11 protein-coding genes, 1 tRNA gene, 3 rRNA genes and 1 pseudogene are annotated in these 17,525 nt (G+C 49.4%); 7 read left to right on the top strand and 9 right to left on the bottom strand.

From position 1 onward, the window contains the following. Positions 1-70: 70 nt before the first annotated feature. The 4 genes from I2D83_RS20735 (at position 71) to rrf (ending at position 5,188) form a co-directional block, all read left to right on the top strand. Positions 71-1,612: ribosomal RNA gene (locus I2D83_RS20735) — 16S ribosomal RNA — on the top strand. Positions 1,613-1,698: 86 nt separating this feature from the next. Continuing rightward, a tRNA-Glu gene (locus I2D83_RS20730) sits at positions 1,699-1,774 on the top strand. A 259-nt stretch (positions 1,775-2,033) separates the two neighbouring features. Next, positions 2,034-4,940: ribosomal RNA gene (locus I2D83_RS20725) — 23S ribosomal RNA — on the top strand. 132 nt (positions 4,941-5,072) lie between these two features. Next, positions 5,073-5,188, top strand: a 5S ribosomal RNA gene (rrf, locus tag I2D83_RS20720). The 16S, 23S and 5S rRNA genes sit together here with 1 tRNA gene alongside, the layout of an rRNA operon. A gap of 285 nt (positions 5,189-5,473) precedes the next feature. Here rrf and I2D83_RS20715 read toward each other — a convergent pair. From I2D83_RS20715 to I2D83_RS20690, 6 genes are all read right to left on the bottom strand, one after another. Continuing rightward, the gene (locus I2D83_RS20715; RefSeq protein WP_012772954.1) at positions 5,474-6,235 is read right to left on the bottom strand and encodes an amino acid ABC transporter ATP-binding protein; all 762 of its coding nucleotides are present in this window, start codon (positions 6,233-6,235) and stop codon (positions 5,474-5,476) included. Positions 6,236-6,243: 8 nt separating this feature from the next. Next, the gene (locus I2D83_RS20710) at positions 6,244-7,338 is read right to left on the bottom strand and encodes an amino acid ABC transporter permease (RefSeq protein WP_181848300.1); all 1,095 of its coding nucleotides are present in this window, start codon (positions 7,336-7,338) and stop codon (positions 6,244-6,246) included. A gap of 8 nt (positions 7,339-7,346) precedes the next feature. Then, positions 7,347-8,525 (bottom strand): amino acid ABC transporter permease, encoded by a 1,179-nt coding sequence (locus I2D83_RS20705; RefSeq protein WP_205947233.1) that lies wholly within the window; start codon positions 8,523-8,525, stop codon positions 7,347-7,349. 65 nt (positions 8,526-8,590) lie between these two features. Further along, positions 8,591-9,616, bottom strand: a complete 1,026-nt coding sequence (locus I2D83_RS20700) for an amino acid ABC transporter substrate-binding protein (protein WP_005975324.1) — start codon at positions 9,614-9,616, stop codon at positions 8,591-8,593. 366 nt (positions 9,617-9,982) lie between these two features. Next, positions 9,983-10,648: an amino acid ABC transporter permease gene (locus I2D83_RS20695; protein ID WP_010681530.1), complete on the bottom strand. Its 666-nt coding sequence runs from the start codon at positions 10,646-10,648 to the stop codon at positions 9,983-9,985. 42 nt (positions 10,649-10,690) lie between these two features. Continuing rightward, positions 10,691-11,458 carry an amino acid ABC transporter substrate-binding protein gene (locus tag I2D83_RS20690; RefSeq protein WP_205947232.1) on the bottom strand — a complete coding sequence of 256 codons (768 nt, stop codon included), beginning with the start codon at positions 11,456-11,458 and terminating at the stop codon, positions 10,691-10,693. Between the two features lie 320 nt (positions 11,459-11,778). Between I2D83_RS20690 and I2D83_RS20685 the strand changes: the two genes are divergently transcribed. The 3 genes and pseudogenes from I2D83_RS20685 to I2D83_RS20675 all read left to right on the top strand — a co-directional run bounded on the left by I2D83_RS20685 (position 11,779) and on the right by I2D83_RS20675 (position 15,440). Further along, positions 11,779-12,924 (top strand): endonuclease/exonuclease/phosphatase family protein, encoded by a 1,146-nt coding sequence (locus I2D83_RS20685; protein ID WP_205947231.1) that lies wholly within the window; start codon positions 11,779-11,781, stop codon positions 12,922-12,924. 23 nt (positions 12,925-12,947) lie between these two features. Next, positions 12,948-13,046 (top strand): annotated as a pseudogene (locus I2D83_RS20680) (ASCH domain-containing protein); the annotation flags it as partial. A gap of 312 nt (positions 13,047-13,358) precedes the next feature. Next, positions 13,359-15,440 (top strand): hypothetical protein, encoded by a 2,082-nt coding sequence (locus I2D83_RS20675; RefSeq protein ID WP_205947230.1) that lies wholly within the window; start codon positions 13,359-13,361, stop codon positions 15,438-15,440. Positions 15,441-15,638: 198 nt separating this feature from the next. Here I2D83_RS20675 and I2D83_RS22530 read toward each other — a convergent pair whose 3' ends face one another. The 3 genes from I2D83_RS22530 to dusB all read right to left on the bottom strand — a co-directional run bounded on the left by I2D83_RS22530 (position 15,639) and on the right by dusB (position 17,219). Further along, positions 15,639-15,740 (bottom strand): hypothetical protein, encoded by a 102-nt coding sequence (locus I2D83_RS22530; RefSeq protein ID WP_277395608.1) that lies wholly within the window; start codon positions 15,738-15,740, stop codon positions 15,639-15,641. Positions 15,741-15,933: 193 nt separating this feature from the next. Beyond that, complete coding sequence (fis, locus tag I2D83_RS20670; RefSeq protein ID WP_005975342.1) at positions 15,934-16,230, bottom strand: DNA-binding transcriptional regulator Fis; 297 nt, start codon at positions 16,228-16,230, stop codon at positions 15,934-15,936. Positions 16,231-16,253: 23 nt separating this feature from the next. Next, on the bottom strand, positions 16,254-17,219 hold the full coding sequence (gene dusB / locus I2D83_RS20665; RefSeq protein WP_012772962.1) for a tRNA dihydrouridine synthase DusB: 966 nt from the start codon (positions 17,217-17,219) through the stop codon (positions 16,254-16,256). Positions 17,220-17,525 lie beyond the last annotated feature (306 nt).

The following is a 17,525-nucleotide window of genomic DNA, read 5'->3' as shown; positions in this document are numbered from 1 at the left end:
AATTCATTACGAATAAACAGTTTTAATTCTTTGAGCATCGCTGACGAGTTCAGCAAATCAAACAAATCTTAAATTGAAGAGTTTGATCATGGCTCAGATTGAACGCTGGCGGCAGGCCTAACACATGCAAGTCGAGCGGTAGCACAGAAGAGCTTGCTCTTCGGGTGACGAGCGGCGGACGGGTGAGTAATGTCTGGGAAACTGCCTGATGGAGGGGGATAACTACTGGAAACGGTAGCTAATACCGCATAACGTCTTCGGACCAAAGAGGGGGACCTTCGGGCCTCTTGCCATCAGATGTGCCCAGATGGGATTAGCTAGTAGGTGAGGTAATGGCTCACCTAGGCGACGATCCCTAGCTGGTCTGAGAGGATGACCAGCCACACTGGAACTGAGACACGGTCCAGACTCCTACGGGAGGCAGCAGTGGGGAATATTGCACAATGGGCGCAAGCCTGATGCAGCCATGCCGCGTGTGTGAAGAAGGCCTTCGGGTTGTAAAGCACTTTCAGCGGGGAGGAAGGCGGTGAGATTAATACTCTCACCGATTGACGTTACCCGCAGAAGAAGCACCGGCTAACTCCGTGCCAGCAGCCGCGGTAATACGGAGGGTGCAAGCGTTAATCGGAATGACTGGGCGTAAAGCGCACGCAGGCGGTTTGTTAAGTCAGATGTGAAATCCCCGAGCTTAACTTGGGAACTGCATTTGAAACTGGCAAGCTAGAGTCTTGTAGAGGGGGGTAGAATTCCAGGTGTAGCGGTGAAATGCGTAGAGATCTGGAGGAATACCGGTGGCGAAGGCGGCCCCCTGGACAAAGACTGACGCTCAGGTGCGAAAGCGTGGGGAGCAAACAGGATTAGATACCCTGGTAGTCCACGCTGTAAACGATGTCGATTTGGAGGTTGTGCCCTTGAGGCGTGGCTTCCGGAGCTAACGCGTTAAATCGACCGCCTGGGGAGTACGGCCGCAAGGTTAAAACTCAAATGAATTGACGGGGGCCCGCACAAGCGGTGGAGCATGTGGTTTAATTCGATGCAACGCGAAGAACCTTACCTACTCTTGACATCCACAGAATTCGGTAGAGATACCTTAGTGCCTTCGGGAACTGTGAGACAGGTGCTGCATGGCTGTCGTCAGCTCGTGTTGTGAAATGTTGGGTTAAGTCCCGCAACGAGCGCAACCCTTATCCTTTGTTGCCAGCGGTTCGGCCGGGAACTCAAAGGAGACTGCCAGTGATAAACTGGAGGAAGGTGGGGATGACGTCAAGTCATCATGGCCCTTACGAGTAGGGCTACACACGTGCTACAATGGCGTATACAAAGAGAAGCGACCTCGCGAGAGCAAGCGGACCTCATAAAGTACGTCGTAGTCCGGATTGGAGTCTGCAACTCGACTCCATGAAGTCGGAATCGCTAGTAATCGTAGATCAGAATGCTACGGTGAATACGTTCCCGGGCCTTGTACACACCGCCCGTCACACCATGGGAGTGGGTTGCAAAAGAAGTAGGTAGCTTAACCTTCGGGAGGGCGCTTACCACTTTGTGATTCATGACTGGGGTGAAGTCGTAACAAGGTAACCGTAGGGGAACCTGCGGTTGGATCACCTCCTTACCAAGAAGATGTGCGTTGAGTGAAGTGCTCACACAGATTGTCTGATGAAAATAATGAGCAAAAGCGTCAACAAAGTACGGTGTCGTGTCCCCTTCGTCTAGAGGCCTAGGACACCGCCCTTTCACGGCGGTAACAGGGGTTCGAATCCCCTAGGGGACGCCAGCGCATCCGACCATTCCGGTGAAAGCGGGGGTCTTCAGTAAGTCAACCACTTACCTCATATCTTAAAACTGATTAGTAATAGTCAGGGTTTAAGATATTGCTCTTTAACAATCTGGAACAAGCTGAAAATTGAAACATGACAGCTGAACGTGCGTTGATACCTTCGGGTGTCGATGACGATGCAGTCTGTCAATGAGTCTCTCAAATAATCGCAGCGCGACAGTGACTTTGATTTATCAAAGACACCTTCGGGTTGTGAGGTTAAGCGACTAAGCGTACACGGTGGATGCCTAGGCAGTCAGAGGCGATGAAGGGCGTGCTAATCTGCGATAAGCGTCGGTAAGCTGATATGAAGCGTTATACCCGACGATACCCGAATGGGGAAACCCAGTGTGTTTCGACACACTATCATTATGTGAATCCATAGCGTAATGAGGCGAACCGGGGGAACTGAAACATCTCAGTACCCCGAGGAAAAGAAATCAACCGAGATTCCCCCAGTAGCGGCGAGCGAACGGGGAAGAGCCCAGAACCTGAATCAGTTTGTGTGTTAGTGGAAGCGTCTGGAAAGTCGCACAGTAAAGGGTGATAGTCCCGTACACAAAAATGCACAGGCTGTGAGTTCGATGAGTAGGGCGGGACACGTGACATCCTGTCTGAATATGGGGGGACCATCCTCCAAGGCTAAATACTCCTGACTGACCGATAGTGAACCAGTACCGTGAGGGAAAGGCGAAAAGAACCCCGGCGAGGGGAGTGAAATAGAACCTGAAACCGTGTACGTACAAGCAGTGGGAGCATCCTTCGGGGTGTGACTGCGTACCTTTTGTATAATGGGTCAGCGACTTATATTCTGTAGCAAGGTTAACCGAATAGGGGAGCCGCAGGGAAACCGAGTCTTAACTGGGCGTTAAGTTGCAGGGTATAGACCCGAAACCCGGTGATCTAGCCATGGGCAGGTTGAAGGTTGGGTAACACTAACTGGAGGACCGAACCGACTAATGTTGAAAAATTAGCGGATGACTTGTGGCTGGGGGTGAAAGGCCAATCAAACCGGGAGATAGCTGGTTCTCCCCGAAAGCTATTTAGGTAGCGCCTCGTGAATTCATCTTCGGGGGTAGAGCACTGTTTCGGCTAGGGGGTCATCCCGACTTACCAACCCGATGCAAACTACGAATACCGAAGAATGTTATCACGGGAGACACACGGCGGGTGCTAACGTTCGTCGTGAAGAGGGAAACAACCCAGACCGCCAGCTAAGGTCCCAAAGTCATGGTTAAGTGGGAAACGATGTGGGAAGGCATAGACAGCCAGGATGTTGGCTTAGAAGCAGCCATCATTTAAAGAAAGCGTAATAGCTCACTGGTCGAGTCGGCCTGCGCGGAAGATGTAACGGGGCTAAACCATGCACCGAAGCTGCGGCAGCGACACTTAGTGTTGTTGGGTAGGGGAGCGTTCTGTAAGCCTGCGAAGGTGGCCTGTGAGGGTTGCTGGAGGTATCAGAAGTGCGAATGCTGACATAAGTAACGATAATGCGGGTGAAAAACCCGCACGCCGGAAGACCAAGGGTTCCTGTCCAACGTTAATCGGGGCAGGGTGAGTCGACCCCTAAGGCGAGGCTGAAAAGCGTAGTCGATGGGAAACAGGTTAATATTCCTGTACTGGGTGTTACTGCGAAGGGGGGACGGAGAAAGCTAGGTTATCCGGGCGACGGTTGTCCCGGTTTAAGCGTGAAGGTGGGTGACTTTGGTAAATCCGGGTCATCGTTAACACTGAGGCGTGATGACGAGTCACTACGGTGATGAAGTAACTGATGCTACGCTTCCAGGAAAAGCCTCTAAGCTCCAGGTAACACCGAATCGTACCCCAAACCGACACAGGTGGTCAGGTAGAGAATACTCAGGCGCTTGAGAGAACTCGGGTGAAGGAACTAGGCAAAATGGTGCCGTAACTTCGGGAGAAGGCACGCTGATGGTAAGTGAAGTGACTTGCTCATGGAGCTGAAATCAGTCGAAGATACCAGCTGGCTGCAACTGTTTAATAAAAACACAGCACTGTGCAAACACGAAAGTGGACGTATACGGTGTGACGCCTGCCCGGTGCCGGAAGGTTAATTGATGGGGTCAGCCGCAAGGCGAAGCTCTTGATCGAAGCCCCGGTAAACGGCGGCCGTAACTATAACGGTCCTAAGGTAGCGAAATTCCTTGTCGGGTAAGTTCCGACCTGCACGAATGGCGTAATGATGGCCAGGCTGTCTCCACCCGAGACTCAGTGAAATTGAACTCGCTGTGAAGATGCAGTGTACCCGCGGCAAGACGGAAAGACCCCGTGAACCTTTACTATAGCTTGACACTGAACCTTGAGCCTTGATGTGTAGGATAGGTGGGAGGCTTTGAAGTGTGGACGCCAGTCTGCATGGAGCCAACCTTGAAATACCACCCTTTAATGTTTGATGTTCTAACGTAGACCCGTAATCCGGGTTGCGGACAGTGTCTGGTGGGTAGTTTGACTGGGGCGGTCTCCTCCCAAAGCGTAACGGAGGAGCACGAAGGTTAGCTAATCCTGGTCGGACATCAGGAGGTTAGTGCAAAGGCATAAGCTAGCTTGACTGCGAGAGTGACAGCTCGAGCAGGTGCGAAAGCAGGTCTTAGTGATCCGGTGGTTCTGAATGGAAGGGCCATCGCTCAACGGATAAAAGGTACTCCGGGGATAACAGGCTGATACCGCCCAAGAGTTCATATCGACGGCGGTGTTTGGCACCTCGATGTCGGCTCATCACATCCTGGGGCTGAAGTAGGTCCCAAGGGTATGGCTGTTCGCCATTTAAAGTGGTACGCGAGCTGGGTTTAGAACGTCGTGAGACAGTTCGGTCCCTATCTGCCGTGGGCGTTGGAAGATTGAGAGGGGTTGCTCCTAGTACGAGAGGACCGGAGTGAACGCACCACTGGTGTACGGGTTGTGATGCCAATTGCATTGCCCGGTAGCTAAGTGCGGAAGAGATAACCGCTGAAAGCATCTAAGCGGGAAACTTGCCTCGAGATGAGTCTTCCCTGGACACTAGATGTCCCTGAAGGGCCGTTGAAGACGACGACGTAGATAGGCTGGGTGTGTAAGCGTAGCGATACGTTGAGCTAACCAGTACTAATGACCCGAGAGGCTTAACCTTACAACACCGAAGGTGTTTTGTGAGATGACTCATAGAGAACGATATTCAGCTTGTTCGAAGATTGGTTCTGGTGATTATACAGATGGAAGCGAAAGCGACCGGAGTATAACGGCTGGAATGAAACAGAATTTGCCTGGCGGCGATAGCGCGGTGGTCCCACCTGACCCCATGCCGAACTCAGAAGTGAAACGCCGTAGCGCCGATGGTAGTGTGGGGCTTCCCCATGTGAGAGTAGGGAACTGCCAGGCATCAAACAAGTGGAAAGCCCCTGTCGGAAGACAGGGGCTTTTTGCTGTATGCGTTGCGGAGAGTGCTGTATATATATCCGCTGCCTGCCAGCAGTTCGTATGACAGACAGGTGAATGGATGGTTGTTGAGGATGCAGAAGTCTATTTGTTACCAGCGACTATTCAATGGCTTAGTGTGAAAGCTGTCTACCTGAGGCCGTCTGTACTCAATGAAGCTATAGCGAGAGCTATTTACTGGCGCTGTTGGGGAAAGCCTGCGTGGATACGCAGGCTGATTGTTCTGGATTAGTGCAGGATCTGCGAGAGAAATGACTGTGTGCGTTCTGAGCGAGGGCTGGAGAAGAAGATATCCGGTGGCGCTTGTTCCACGATCTCTCCCTGATCCATAAAGATCACCCGGTCAGCCACGGTTCTTGCGAACCCCATCTCGTGCGTTACGCACAGCATCGTCATCCCATCTTGTGCCAGCCCCAACATGGTATCTAACACTTCTTTCACCATTTCAGGATCCAGCGCGGACGTCGGTTCGTCGAACAGCATAATCTTGGGCTTCATGCACAGTGAGCGCGCGATGGCCACACGCTGCTGCTGCCCTCCGGATAGCTGCCCTGGAAATTTATGCGCATGTGCGGCGATACGCACGCGTTCCAGATAGTGCATTGCCAGTTCTTCCGCTTCTTTCTTCGGCATGTTGCGTACCCAGCATGGCGCCAGTGTGCAGTTTTGTAACACGGTTAAGTGTGGGAAAAGATTGAAATGCTGAAAAACCATGCCGACTTCAGTACGAATTTTTTCGATATTGCGTAAATCGTTATTCAACTCAATACCGTCAACAACAATCCGACCCTGCTGATGTTCTTCGAGATGGTTAATGCAGCGTATGGTGGTTGATTTCCCCGAGCCGGAGGGGCCACACAGCACAATGCGTTCCCCCTGTCGGACCTGCAAATTAATATCTTTAAGCACATGAAATTGCCCGTACCACTTATTCACATTTTCTAAGGTAATCATGTGATCGGTTGATTGAGTTAATGCAGTCTGATTCATGGATGGCCTCAGTGTGACTTGTGTCCGGTGTTAAAACGACTTTCCAGATGTTGGCTATAGCGCGACATGCTGAAACAGAAAATCCAATAGACCATAGCAGCGAAGACATAGCCTTCCGTCGACATGCCCAGCCAGGTGGGGTCAACCGTTGCCTGTTGGATGCTGCTGAAGAGATCGAAAAGGCCGATGATGATCACCAGACTCGTGTCTTTAAAGAGCGAAATGATGGTATTCACCAGGCCTGGGATAACCATTTTCAGCGCTTGCGGGAGAATGACCAACCCTTGCATACGCCAATAGCCTAAGCCCAGAGATTCAGCGGCTTCGTACTGCCCTTTAGGTAGCGCCTGTAAACCACCGCGAACGACCTCGGCGACATAGGCGGACTGGAATAAAATAACGCCGACTAGCGCCCTGAGCAGTTTGTCGATCGTGGTGCCTTCCGTTAAAAACAGGGGTAGCATCACGGATGACATAAAAAGCACGGTGATGAGCGGAACGCCGCGCCAGAACTCGATGAAGACAACGGAAAGCATACGAACGATCGGCAGCGTGGAACGTCGCCCTAATGCGAGCAAGATGCCAAGCGGTAACGCACCTGCGATACCCACTGCGGCGATAATCAACGTTAACGTGAGCCCGCCCCACTGATAGGTTTCCACTCGGCTGAGCCCGCCAAAACCGCCGTAAAGCAACCACCAGGCAATGAGCGGATAAGCCACTGACCAGACGGCAATGTAGCGTCCGCGATAGGGGATACTTTTCAGGAACATCGGCAGGATACTGAGTAGTGCGATGGTGAGGGCAAAGTTGATGCGCCAGATTTCCGCTGCCGGGTACAGGCCATACATAAAATGCCCAAATCTGGCGTGAATGAAGACCCAACAGGCGCCGTCACGCGTACAGTCATTACGGGTGGTGCCAATCCAATTTGCCTGAAAGATCGCCCAGTTGAGCAGCGGCGGTATGGCAACCCACAATAGCCAGAGGCAAAACAGTGTTAACAGGCTATTACTGATACTGGAGAAGAGATTACGCCGTGCCCACTGCATCGCTCTGAACAGAGAAGACTGACGGCCTTGCGTATAATGGTTCATCGTCATGTGTCCTCTTAGCGTTCGACTAATGCGATCTTGCGGTTATACAGGTTCATCAGCAGCGAGATCAGCAGACTGATAATGAGGTAGACCGACATGGTAATGGCGATGGTCTCAATGGCCTGGCCGGTCTGATTGAGCACCGTTCCAGCGAACAGCGACACCATATCGGGATAACCAATCGCGGCAGCCAGCGAAGAGTTTTTCACAATATTCAGATACTGGCTGGTCAGTGGCGGAATGATGACGCGTAGTGCCTGTGGGAGGATCACTTTGCGCAGCGTAACGGGATTCGGTAATCCAAGAGAGCGTGCCGCCTCATGTTGACCGTGAGAAACCGATTGGATGCCTGAACGAATGATCTCGGCGATAAACGATGAGGTGTAGACCGACAGGGCGACGGTTAATGCCGCCAGTTCAGGGATAAGCACCATACCGCCGCGGAAATTAAACCCCTTTAATTCCGGCATGTCCCAGTGAAAGGCCGAGCCAAAAATCAGATGGCTGAGTGCACACAGCCCAAGTAGCAGGCCTAGCGCCAGCGGCCAGGTTCTGCGTGGCTGACCGGTTAACGCATGATAGCGCTGGTTACGCCGAAAAACGCCCCATGTCACGACCAACGTAATAATGAGAGAAAGAAAAAATGCCGCTGCACCCGGCCCCAATTCAGGAGAGGGCAGATAGAAGCCACGATTGCTGAGAAAGGCGACATCAAATGCGCTGATTGACTGACGTGGTCCCGGCAGATTTCGCAGTACGGCAAAATACCAGAAGAAGATCTGCAATAGCGGCGGGATATTACGGAATATCTCAATATAAACGTTAGATATTTTCCGTAATAGCCAGTTATCGGACAACCGGGCAAGGCCAACGGTAAAGCCGAGAATCGACGCAAACACGATACACAATGCCGAAACCAGTAGCGTGTTGAATAGCCCAACAAGGAAAACACGGGCGTAGGTGTCGCCTTGTTGATAGTCAATCAGGTGTTGGACGATGCCAAAGCCAGCGCTTTTATTCAGGAAATCGAAGCCAGAGGTGATGCCCCTCTGTGCCAGATTGGTCACGGTGTTGTGCAACAGGTAGGCTGCGACAGCCAATACAGCGATAACAACGACAATTTGATACAGCCAGGCGCGCACCGCTGGATTAGTCAGTGATAAATCACCTTTTACGGTTGGGCGTTGTAGCATGCTGGAACCTCGATACGGGGTACTGAGGGGCGCAGCAATACACTGCGCCCGGTTTTTTCTGATAATTAACGTACCGCTGGCGCGTACTGGATCCCGCCTTTGTTCCACAGTTCGTTCAGGCCACGCTTAATTTTCAACTCGCTGCCCATACCGACATTACGTTCAAAGATTTCGCCGTAGTTACCGACCTGTTTGATGATTTTGAATGCCCAGTCGTTCGGTAATTTGAGATCTTTACCGTAGCTGCCTTCGTGACCAAGCAGGTGGGACATATCTGGCGTGGTGGGTTTTGCTGCCAGTTGGTCGACGTTTTTCGAAGTCACACCCATCTCTTCGGCATTCAGCATTGCGAACAATGTCCAGCGGACGATCGAGAACCACTCTTCATCACCACGGCGTACTACCGGGCCCAGCGGCTCTTTAGAGATGACTTCTGGCAGGACGATAAATTCGGCAGGTTTGCTCAGCTTGATACGCAGTGCGTACAGCTGTGACTGATCTGATGCCAACGTATCGCAGCGGCCAGATTCCAGCGCTTTGGCACTTTCATCAGAGCGGTCGAACGTGACAGGTGTGTACTGCATCTTATGGGTTTTGAAGTAGTCAGCGACGTTCAGTTCGGTATCGGTACCCGCCTGAATACAAACGGTTGCGCCGTCCAGCTCTTTGGCGCTGGTTAAGCCTGCTTTGTTGTGCGTCAGGAAGCCAATGCCGTCGTAGTAGGTGACGCCGGTAAAGAGCATGCCCATGCCGCCGTCACGGGAGGAGGTCCAGGTCGTGTTGCGTGACAGCACGTCAACTTCGCCGGATTGCAGCGCAGTGAAGCGCTCTTTTGCCGTCAGCGGCGTATATTTGACTTTATTGGCATCGCCGAATACGGCGGCAGCAAGTCCGCGGCACACGTCAACATCAATACCGGAGTATTTGCCGCTGGCGTCTGCATAGGAAAAACCGGGCAAGCCATCGCTGATACCGCATTGTACAAATCCTTTCTTCTGAATCGCGTCCAGCGTTGCACCAGCATGGGCTTGATTGATTGCGGCAAAGAGTGACGCGCCAGCAACCAGAGTAGAAATCACTATTCTTTTCATAATCATCCTAGCGTCTAAAGTTATTTGCTGTTTTTGAAGTACACAATAAAGGTGCACCCTACCTGTCTGTCGGGATGCCGACGTGAGCAGAGCGAAGCAAATAAAATGCCAATTCTCTATTCGATTGATAACAAAGACGAAAATGAAGGGTTATTGATCTAAGTAGGTAATTCTAAATAGGTATGAGCGCACCGTGATAAATGCAAAGCGGGCGATGCGCCCTTTTTTGGTGCGTCAAAATGGAGAGCGCGAGATGCCTTCAGTCACTCTACGCGTTTATCAGATGTGGAGAACAGTGAACAAGGCTGAATGTTAAGTAGGGGGGGTCATCAGCCCAGCGGTGGCGTGGGCTGATATCGGGAAATGTTAGTGTGTGATGTGGCGCTGATAATACTTTTCGAGCTTAACCTGTAGCTGGCTCAGCACGGTGCTGAACATCAGATAAATCAGCGCCGCTTCGACATACAGAATCAGAGGCTCATAGGTCACGGAAACGATGCGTTGAGCGGATAAAAACATCTCCGGCACGGTGATGACCGCGGCCAGCGACGTATCCTTGATTAAGGAAATAAACGTATTGGAAAGCGGCGGCAGCGATACGAAAACGGATTGCGGGAATATGACCCAGCGAATCGCCTGTCTGCCGTTCATGCCGAGAGAATAGGCGGCATTCCATTGGCCTTTCGGGACAGACAAAATGGCCCCACGGACGATCTCCGAGCTATAAGCGCCCACGCTGATGGTGAAACCAATGAGTGCTGCAGGGAAGGCATCCAGAGTAATCCCCGCGCTGGGCAGACCATAAAAAATCAGGAAAAGCTGCACCAGTAACGGTGTGCCACGAATGACCCAAACGTAAAAATCACCCAGCCATTTCAGCGGTTTGGGGCCATAAAGGCGAACCAGCGCGATGATAATACCGAGGGCTAAGCCAAAGATGAAAGACAGAATCGCCAGAGGGACAGTAAATTTAAGTCCCGCAGAAAGCAGACTCCAAAAGGAGTCTGCCATGAGTTGTAGCCAAGGCGGCATGAAAACGAGCTCCGATAACGGTATGCGCTGATAACAGTGCGATTATTGAGAAACATCCTCCCCGAAGTATCGCACAGATATCGTTTTATAGGTGCCGTCTGCTTTGATTTCATCCAGAGCTTTATTCAATGCTTCCACCAGTGGTGCCTGGTTTTTACGCACCAGAATCGCGGAAGGTTCGCCGTCTTTTGAGGTCGCGGCAATCTTCACGTTGGCATCCGGTTTCTGTTTTTTGAAATCCAGGAATGACAGATTATCGTTTAACGTCGCGTCAGCACGGCCGCTGAGCACCAGATCCAGAGACTGGTTAAAACCGTCCGTTGGCACAATGTCTGCACCGTTGCTGGTGGCTTGCTTAGAGTAATTACTGGTCAGGCTCTGAGCCGCTTTTTTGCCTTTCAGATCGCTGAAATCTTTGAGGGTGGTGTTATCGCCACGGACAACCAGCACCGCCTTGGAATCGATATACGGCTTGGAGAAATCATACTTGGCCTGACGCTCTTTGGTTACGCCAACCTGATTGATGACCGCATCGTAGCGTTTGGCATCGATACCGGCGATTAACCCGTCCCAGCGTCCTTCAATAAACTGGGCTTTCACGCCGAGTTTTTCTGCCACCGCACGGCCAATATCCACATCGAAACCAACCAACTGGCCTGATTTATCATGATAGGTGTAAGGCGCGTAGGTGCCTTCTGTGCCGATCTTGAGAACGCCTGCGGACTTGATGTCGCTAAGGTCATCGGCATGAGCGAATACGCTGGTAGCAAGCAGGGCGCTGGTCAGTAAAGCAAAACGTATTTTTTTCATTATGAATTCCTGTGAATAGAGTGCGGTCATGCGCTTATAACTTTTGTTAATAACGAATCTACGCGACAAAACATCTGTTTATAAATCACGTTGTGTGATTATTTATATCAGAAGTGAATATAGTACTTATGGTGTGCGTACTGTTGTCGCGAGTCTTACTTTTGTAGTGAATATAGTGCGTCTAACACGTTTTAACCATGTTGAGTTAAAGAACGATAGAAAAAGTCTATCGCTGCCGGGAATGTTGCCCAACTGTCACAATGGGCTTCTATTCTCAAAAGGACATCATTGCTTTTGCCACTACCTAGCAGGAGATAACAATGAAGATCCGTATCGCCAGCTATAACGTCGAGAACCTGTTCCACCGTACCGCGATTCTCAACCTCCCTGATTCCCGGCAGATTGACGCCTTATTGCAGCAGGTCAGGCAGCTTCAGCATCTTCTTGAACAGCCCCAATACGATGATGCCCTGAAAGATCAGGTGTTCCGCCTTTCTATCGCACTGCGCCCTTATATTGATATCCGTACTGACGCAGGCACGTTGGGGCGATGGAAAAAAGAGGACGCCGGCACCGGATTCCGAATTAATAAAAGCTGCCGGGGACGTGGTGATTGGATCGGCGAAATCGTATTTAAGGCTCAAGAATTTAGCAGTCAGCAGCGTAAGAATACAGGCAAGATTATTACCCTGCTTAACGCCGACCTTCTGTGCGCCGTTGAGGTCGAAAATATGGACGTCCTGCGTGATTTCAACAATCAGGTACTGGGGGACAGTAAATTCAGCCAGTTCGTGATGATCGACAGCCCGAACGATCCGCGCGGTATTGATGTCGCCTGCCTGACGCGCTATCGGATTGCTCAGCTCCGCACGCATATTTTTGATGCCGGAAAGCGTTTCGATCCCGTATTTAGCCGTGACTGCCTCGAAGTGACGCTGGATGCCGGTCTCAAACAGCCGATTTATATTCTGTGTAACCATTTCAAAAGCCAGAGCGGTCAAACGGAGGAAGAGCGGCAGCGTGGGGCGGAGAAACGTCGCGATCAGGCCGAACGCGTCGCGGAGATTGTGCAACAGACTTACGATCTCAAGAAGGATTACGTGGTCATTCTCGGCGATTTGAACGAGGATTCGTCAAACCCCTGGCACAGCTTGGCTCCGCTGTTTTCTCTGTCGGATTTACACCCGGTTATCGACCCTGATCGCCCAGAAAAAGAGCGCTACACCTACTATTTCGCTGGGGGAAAGAAAGGGGCTCGGTTAAACCAACTGGACTACATTTTCTTATCTGCACCGCTGCATCAGGCGGTGGTAGGCTGGGGAGTCGAACGTCGGGGCATTTATAATATCGACAAAATTGCCGCCAAAGAGGGCGCGGAACCCGTTACGCCGCTACCGGAAGTCACCTCATGGGACACGGCGGCGTCCGACCATGCCGCGCTCTGGGTAGAAGTGGATATTACCTGATGGTCGTATAACAGGGGAAGATGATGAGCAAGCAAGGATTAGAGCAATACCCAGACGCGCTACGCTGGTCATTTGGCGACAGTCCCGCGCTGGCGGATGAACTGCTGCAACTGGTACGGGAAGCAGGTGTTAACGGGCAAAATGAATAGCAGTATTGCCTGTGACTAAGAAGTATCTAGGTAGCTTGAGCTGTTCACTTCGGAGTACTTATTTTCGGTAAGGAACCTGTCATTCTGGCGAAACACATATATTTTAACTAGGCTTACGCCATGTTCTGGTTCGGATTTGACATCGATCGCGCCAGTGCATTCATGTGTTGGTTCAAAAAGTCCTGGAGGCAGAAGCTCTCCAAGTTGTATCTCTGAAAGAAGACAAACCATGGATTGAGATGGGAGTATCTAGAAAAATCTATTTCCGAAGGGAAAGGGGGGTAAATGACACACACATTAAATAACATTGCCGCTTTACTTAGTAACGTTAAACCTATAGTTAATCACTGTGACTCCAATGGTTGGATTTTTACCAAGAAAAATAGTAAAAAATATATTCCTGCGAGACTAACTTTGAATGAGTCGTTATTTGGTGATATAGACAGCGCTAAGATAATTTTGATAAGTGCCCCTGGAGCTGTAGGGAAGTCAGTGATGGCTAGAGAGTTAAGTAATCAGACAGGTGCTATATATTTAGACTTATCACAAGCTTCTACAATAGCGGGGAACTATCTTATCGGTGGTCTTGCTAATAAAGATATCCTTAATGAGTGGAATGAAGGAACTGCTGGACTTGTCATTGATTCTTTAGATGAGGCCAGACTACGGGTAACTCAAAATTCATTTGAAGACTTTCTTGAAGATGTGAACAGTGTATCTAAGAGGAATGCCAATCCTATAATAATATTTGGAAGGGTTGGTATAATAGAAGAGACTTGGTTGATCCTTAGTGATGTCCACGGAATTGATTGCCCTGTTTTTGATATTGAGTTCTTTAATGAGTGTGAAGCATCATTATTTATATTAGAGTCGATAAAAGGATTGTCTGAAAGATATTTTTCAAATAATGACTACAAGCATCTTCCGGCTGCTTTACGTGACCATTACCCTGTTTATGAAAAGTCTGTTTCTGAAATTGTTGCATCGTTAAGAGAAGTGTCCGGTAATGAGTCAACTCGGTTCTTTGGGTATGCGCCTGTTCTAGATGCTGTGTCTAAGGTTGTCGGAACCATATCTAATCCATCTAGAATTTCTGATGAAATGGCCAGTATCCTCAGTGGCGAGTTGCTCCTCAATATATGCAAAGCTATTTTGAGTCGTGAACAAGGGAAATTAACGACTCAATTGTCAGAGAAATTTGAGTCATTCAAAGATAATTTATACACTGCTGATGAACAGCTGAATAAGCTTTCTTGCCATATTCTTAATATTGAGCCCATACCAATCCATTCAGTATTAACCAGTGACCTTGTTTCAGTTTATGATGATGCAGTCAATAGTATGTTACCCCAGCATCCTTTTTTGGATGGAGCGGGAAGAAAATGTGCTAGTTCAGTTTTTGAAGCCTGTGTGTTGGCTCATGCCTTACAGAGTGGTAAATCGAATATAGCAAAAGCGGCTCGCAATTATTGCCTTTCTGGACGAATTACACCCAACCCCTTCCTATTTGACTTCTTTGTCGAAGCTTTACCAGAAGAGGGCTCTTCTAAGATTAGTAGCGAATATGTTGGGCTGTTATTTGATTCTGCATTATCAAAGCTTAAAAACTCAGATAATGCGACATTAATAGTTAATGATAATGATGATTTTTCTCTTAATATAGAGTTCATTCTTAATGAAGATGATGTATTTAAAGAGATAGAGTTCTCTTCAGATGGGTATGGTGTCCTACTTTTAGGAAGCAAGGTTGGAAATGTTTTTGTAAATACAGATAGTTCAGATGTTGAATTTTCTTCAAGCGATCAGTTGGAGCTATTTTCACCTGTAAGTATTTCTTGTGATAATTTGATTATCCATAGTGAGAGGATAATCGTTAAATCCGTAAAGAGTGATGCAGCCAACACCAATGTTATCCTTGAGGCTAAAAACTTTAAAAGCGACAAGCCTGTCAACGTTCCAATCGTAAGGCCTGGGTCTGAACTTTACGTTAGCTGGCCTTCTTCGGAAGCATACCCATGGTCTGCTTTTTCGAGCAAATTCTCTGATGATGAATCAAGTGGTCGTGTTGCTGATACGTTAAGGGTATTTAGGCGTATAGTCATGGCATTTCGCTCTCATAGCAAAGGAAGGCTCGCAAGGCTTCAGGATAAAATTAACCATGTTCGCATGCTTCGTGATGTTGATGGACGAGCTCTTTTAGCCAAACTTATCAGTGATGGTGTCATTAGTGCTGAAAGCCATATGTATTATCTCGAGCCAAACAAATTGGGGAGTGTCACCGGAGCCTCATTTTTAGATGTGAATAAGAAAAATTATTCAGCAGATACCATGCAATATATAAAACAGGCCATCAACTTTTCTGAGTGAGATGGATACAACATGTATCAGCCCTTTATAGTAAAGGGCTTTTTTACAGCGACTGTGCTGCTCCCAAAACACAGTAATTTTCCCCCAACTGATTAATGAATTGTGCTGTAAGTAGTGCCCGTTTTTGGCTCCGAGCTGGCTATCAACGTTAGGTTACGAAGATGCTAGGCTAAACACTAGCCAGAGCAGTAACAACAGTCAGTCTTTGGATTGTTTGCGCCAGCGGCGTTTGACCTCGCTTTTTGCTGCAGTGACGATGCATTGCGCCTTTGTTTCATCAGCTTCAAGGCTACTTTCCACTTTAGCAACAGCAGCGTGCGGGAACCTTGCATTCAATCGTTGTGACTTTAGTCATTAACAACGGCTCCCTCATCTTGCAGACGTCACCGCTCAGAACGTCCATGCTAAGGTCGAAGCCTAAATAGAAGGCAAAGAAAAAGGCGCTTAACCCAAGAGGTAAAGCGCCTTTTTTCAAATGCTTAACTGATTAGTATCAGTTCATGCCGTATTTTTTCAATTTCTTACGCAGAGTACCGCGGTTGATGCCCATCATCAGGGCAGCGCGGGTTTGGTTACCGCGGGTGTATTGCATCACCATGTCCAACAGTGGCTGTTCAACTTCAGCCAGTACCAGCTCATAAAGGTCACTTACATCCTGACCGTTCAATTGAGCAAAATAGTTCTTCAGTGCCTGTTTAACCGAGTCGCGCAGGGGTTTTTGGGTTACCTGAGCCTGAGAGTTTACAGTGGAAACGGTCAGTACGTCAGAATTCACGCGTTGTTCGAACATAGTTCTGTCAGCTCTTTTTCTGTTTACGCAAGATTTTCAAAATATGCCTTCAACGCCTCCAGCTGCTCGCTGGCATCCTCAATGGCGTTGAATGTGCGCCTAAACTGGTCGTTTGGGGCATGCTCCTGGAGATACCAGGATACGTGCTTACGAGCGATACGAAATCCCTTGCCTGGACCATAAAAGTCGTGCAATTCCCGTATATGCTCGATCAACAAGCGCTTGACCTCTGCCAACGGCATTGGTGCCAGCAACTCCCCTGTGTCCAGATAATGCTGGATTTCCCGAAAGATCCAGGGTCTTCCCTGAGCGGCTCGTCCTATCATCAGGGCGTCAGCCCCGGTGTAGTCAAGAACCGCTCTGGCTTTATGCGGGTCTGTAATGTCGCCATTCGCAATAATAGGAATGGAAACGGCCTGCTTAACTGCCCGAATGCTGTCGTATTCCGCGGAACCATTGAACAGGCACGCACGGGTGCGTCCGTGAATGGTTAACGCCTGAATGCCACAGTCTTCAGCCAGTTTGGCAATTTCTACACAGTTACGATGCTCTGGTGCCCAACCGGTACGGATCTTCAGTGTCACCGGTACGTCTACCGCTTTCACCACCGAAGAGAGGATCTGTTTGACCAAATCCGGATACTGCAACAATGCAGATCCTGCCATCTTGCGGTTCACCTTCTTCGCCGGGCAGCCCATATTGATGTCAATGATTTGCGCGCCGGAATCAGCATTGATTCTCGCTGCCGCCGCCATCTCATCGGGGTCACAACCGGCAATCTGCACGGCTCTGATACCCGGTTCATCGCTATGAACCATTCGCAAACGCGACTTGTCCGAACGCCACACTTCCGGATTGGAAGAAAGCATTTCAGACACGGTCATTCCAGCGCCCATCGCGTGACAGAGTGCTCTAAATGGGCGATCGCTAATACCAGCCATTGGGGCTGCTATCAAACGATTGGTAAGCTGAAATTGTCCAATGTGCATAGACAAAAATTGACCATACTGTGCCTGCAAGGGCGCGTATATTACGCATTTTTTACGTCAGATGAAAGGCCAAACTTTGACCAATTTACGGCTATCGATCAATGAAAATGCAGTTCGTAGAAGCATATGAAAATATTATTCATATTTAACAGTATGTTATGTTTTTGTGCTGGTTTTTTGCTCGGTAAAATATTCATCTGCTTACAGAATTTTATCTGTAAGCGCGGTCATTTTGAGTGGAGATACCACAGCCTATCAAGGATTTATCAGTGAAATGCTTGGTTAATGCGGTAAAAAAGGGCGGTG

It is taken from the genome of Pectobacterium aroidearum, assembly GCF_015689195.1.
GTDB lineage: Bacteria > Pseudomonadota > Gammaproteobacteria > Enterobacterales > Enterobacteriaceae > Pectobacterium > Pectobacterium aroidearum.
Note: the sequence above shows the minus strand (reverse complement) of the source record. Positions and strands in the feature narration are given on the sequence as shown.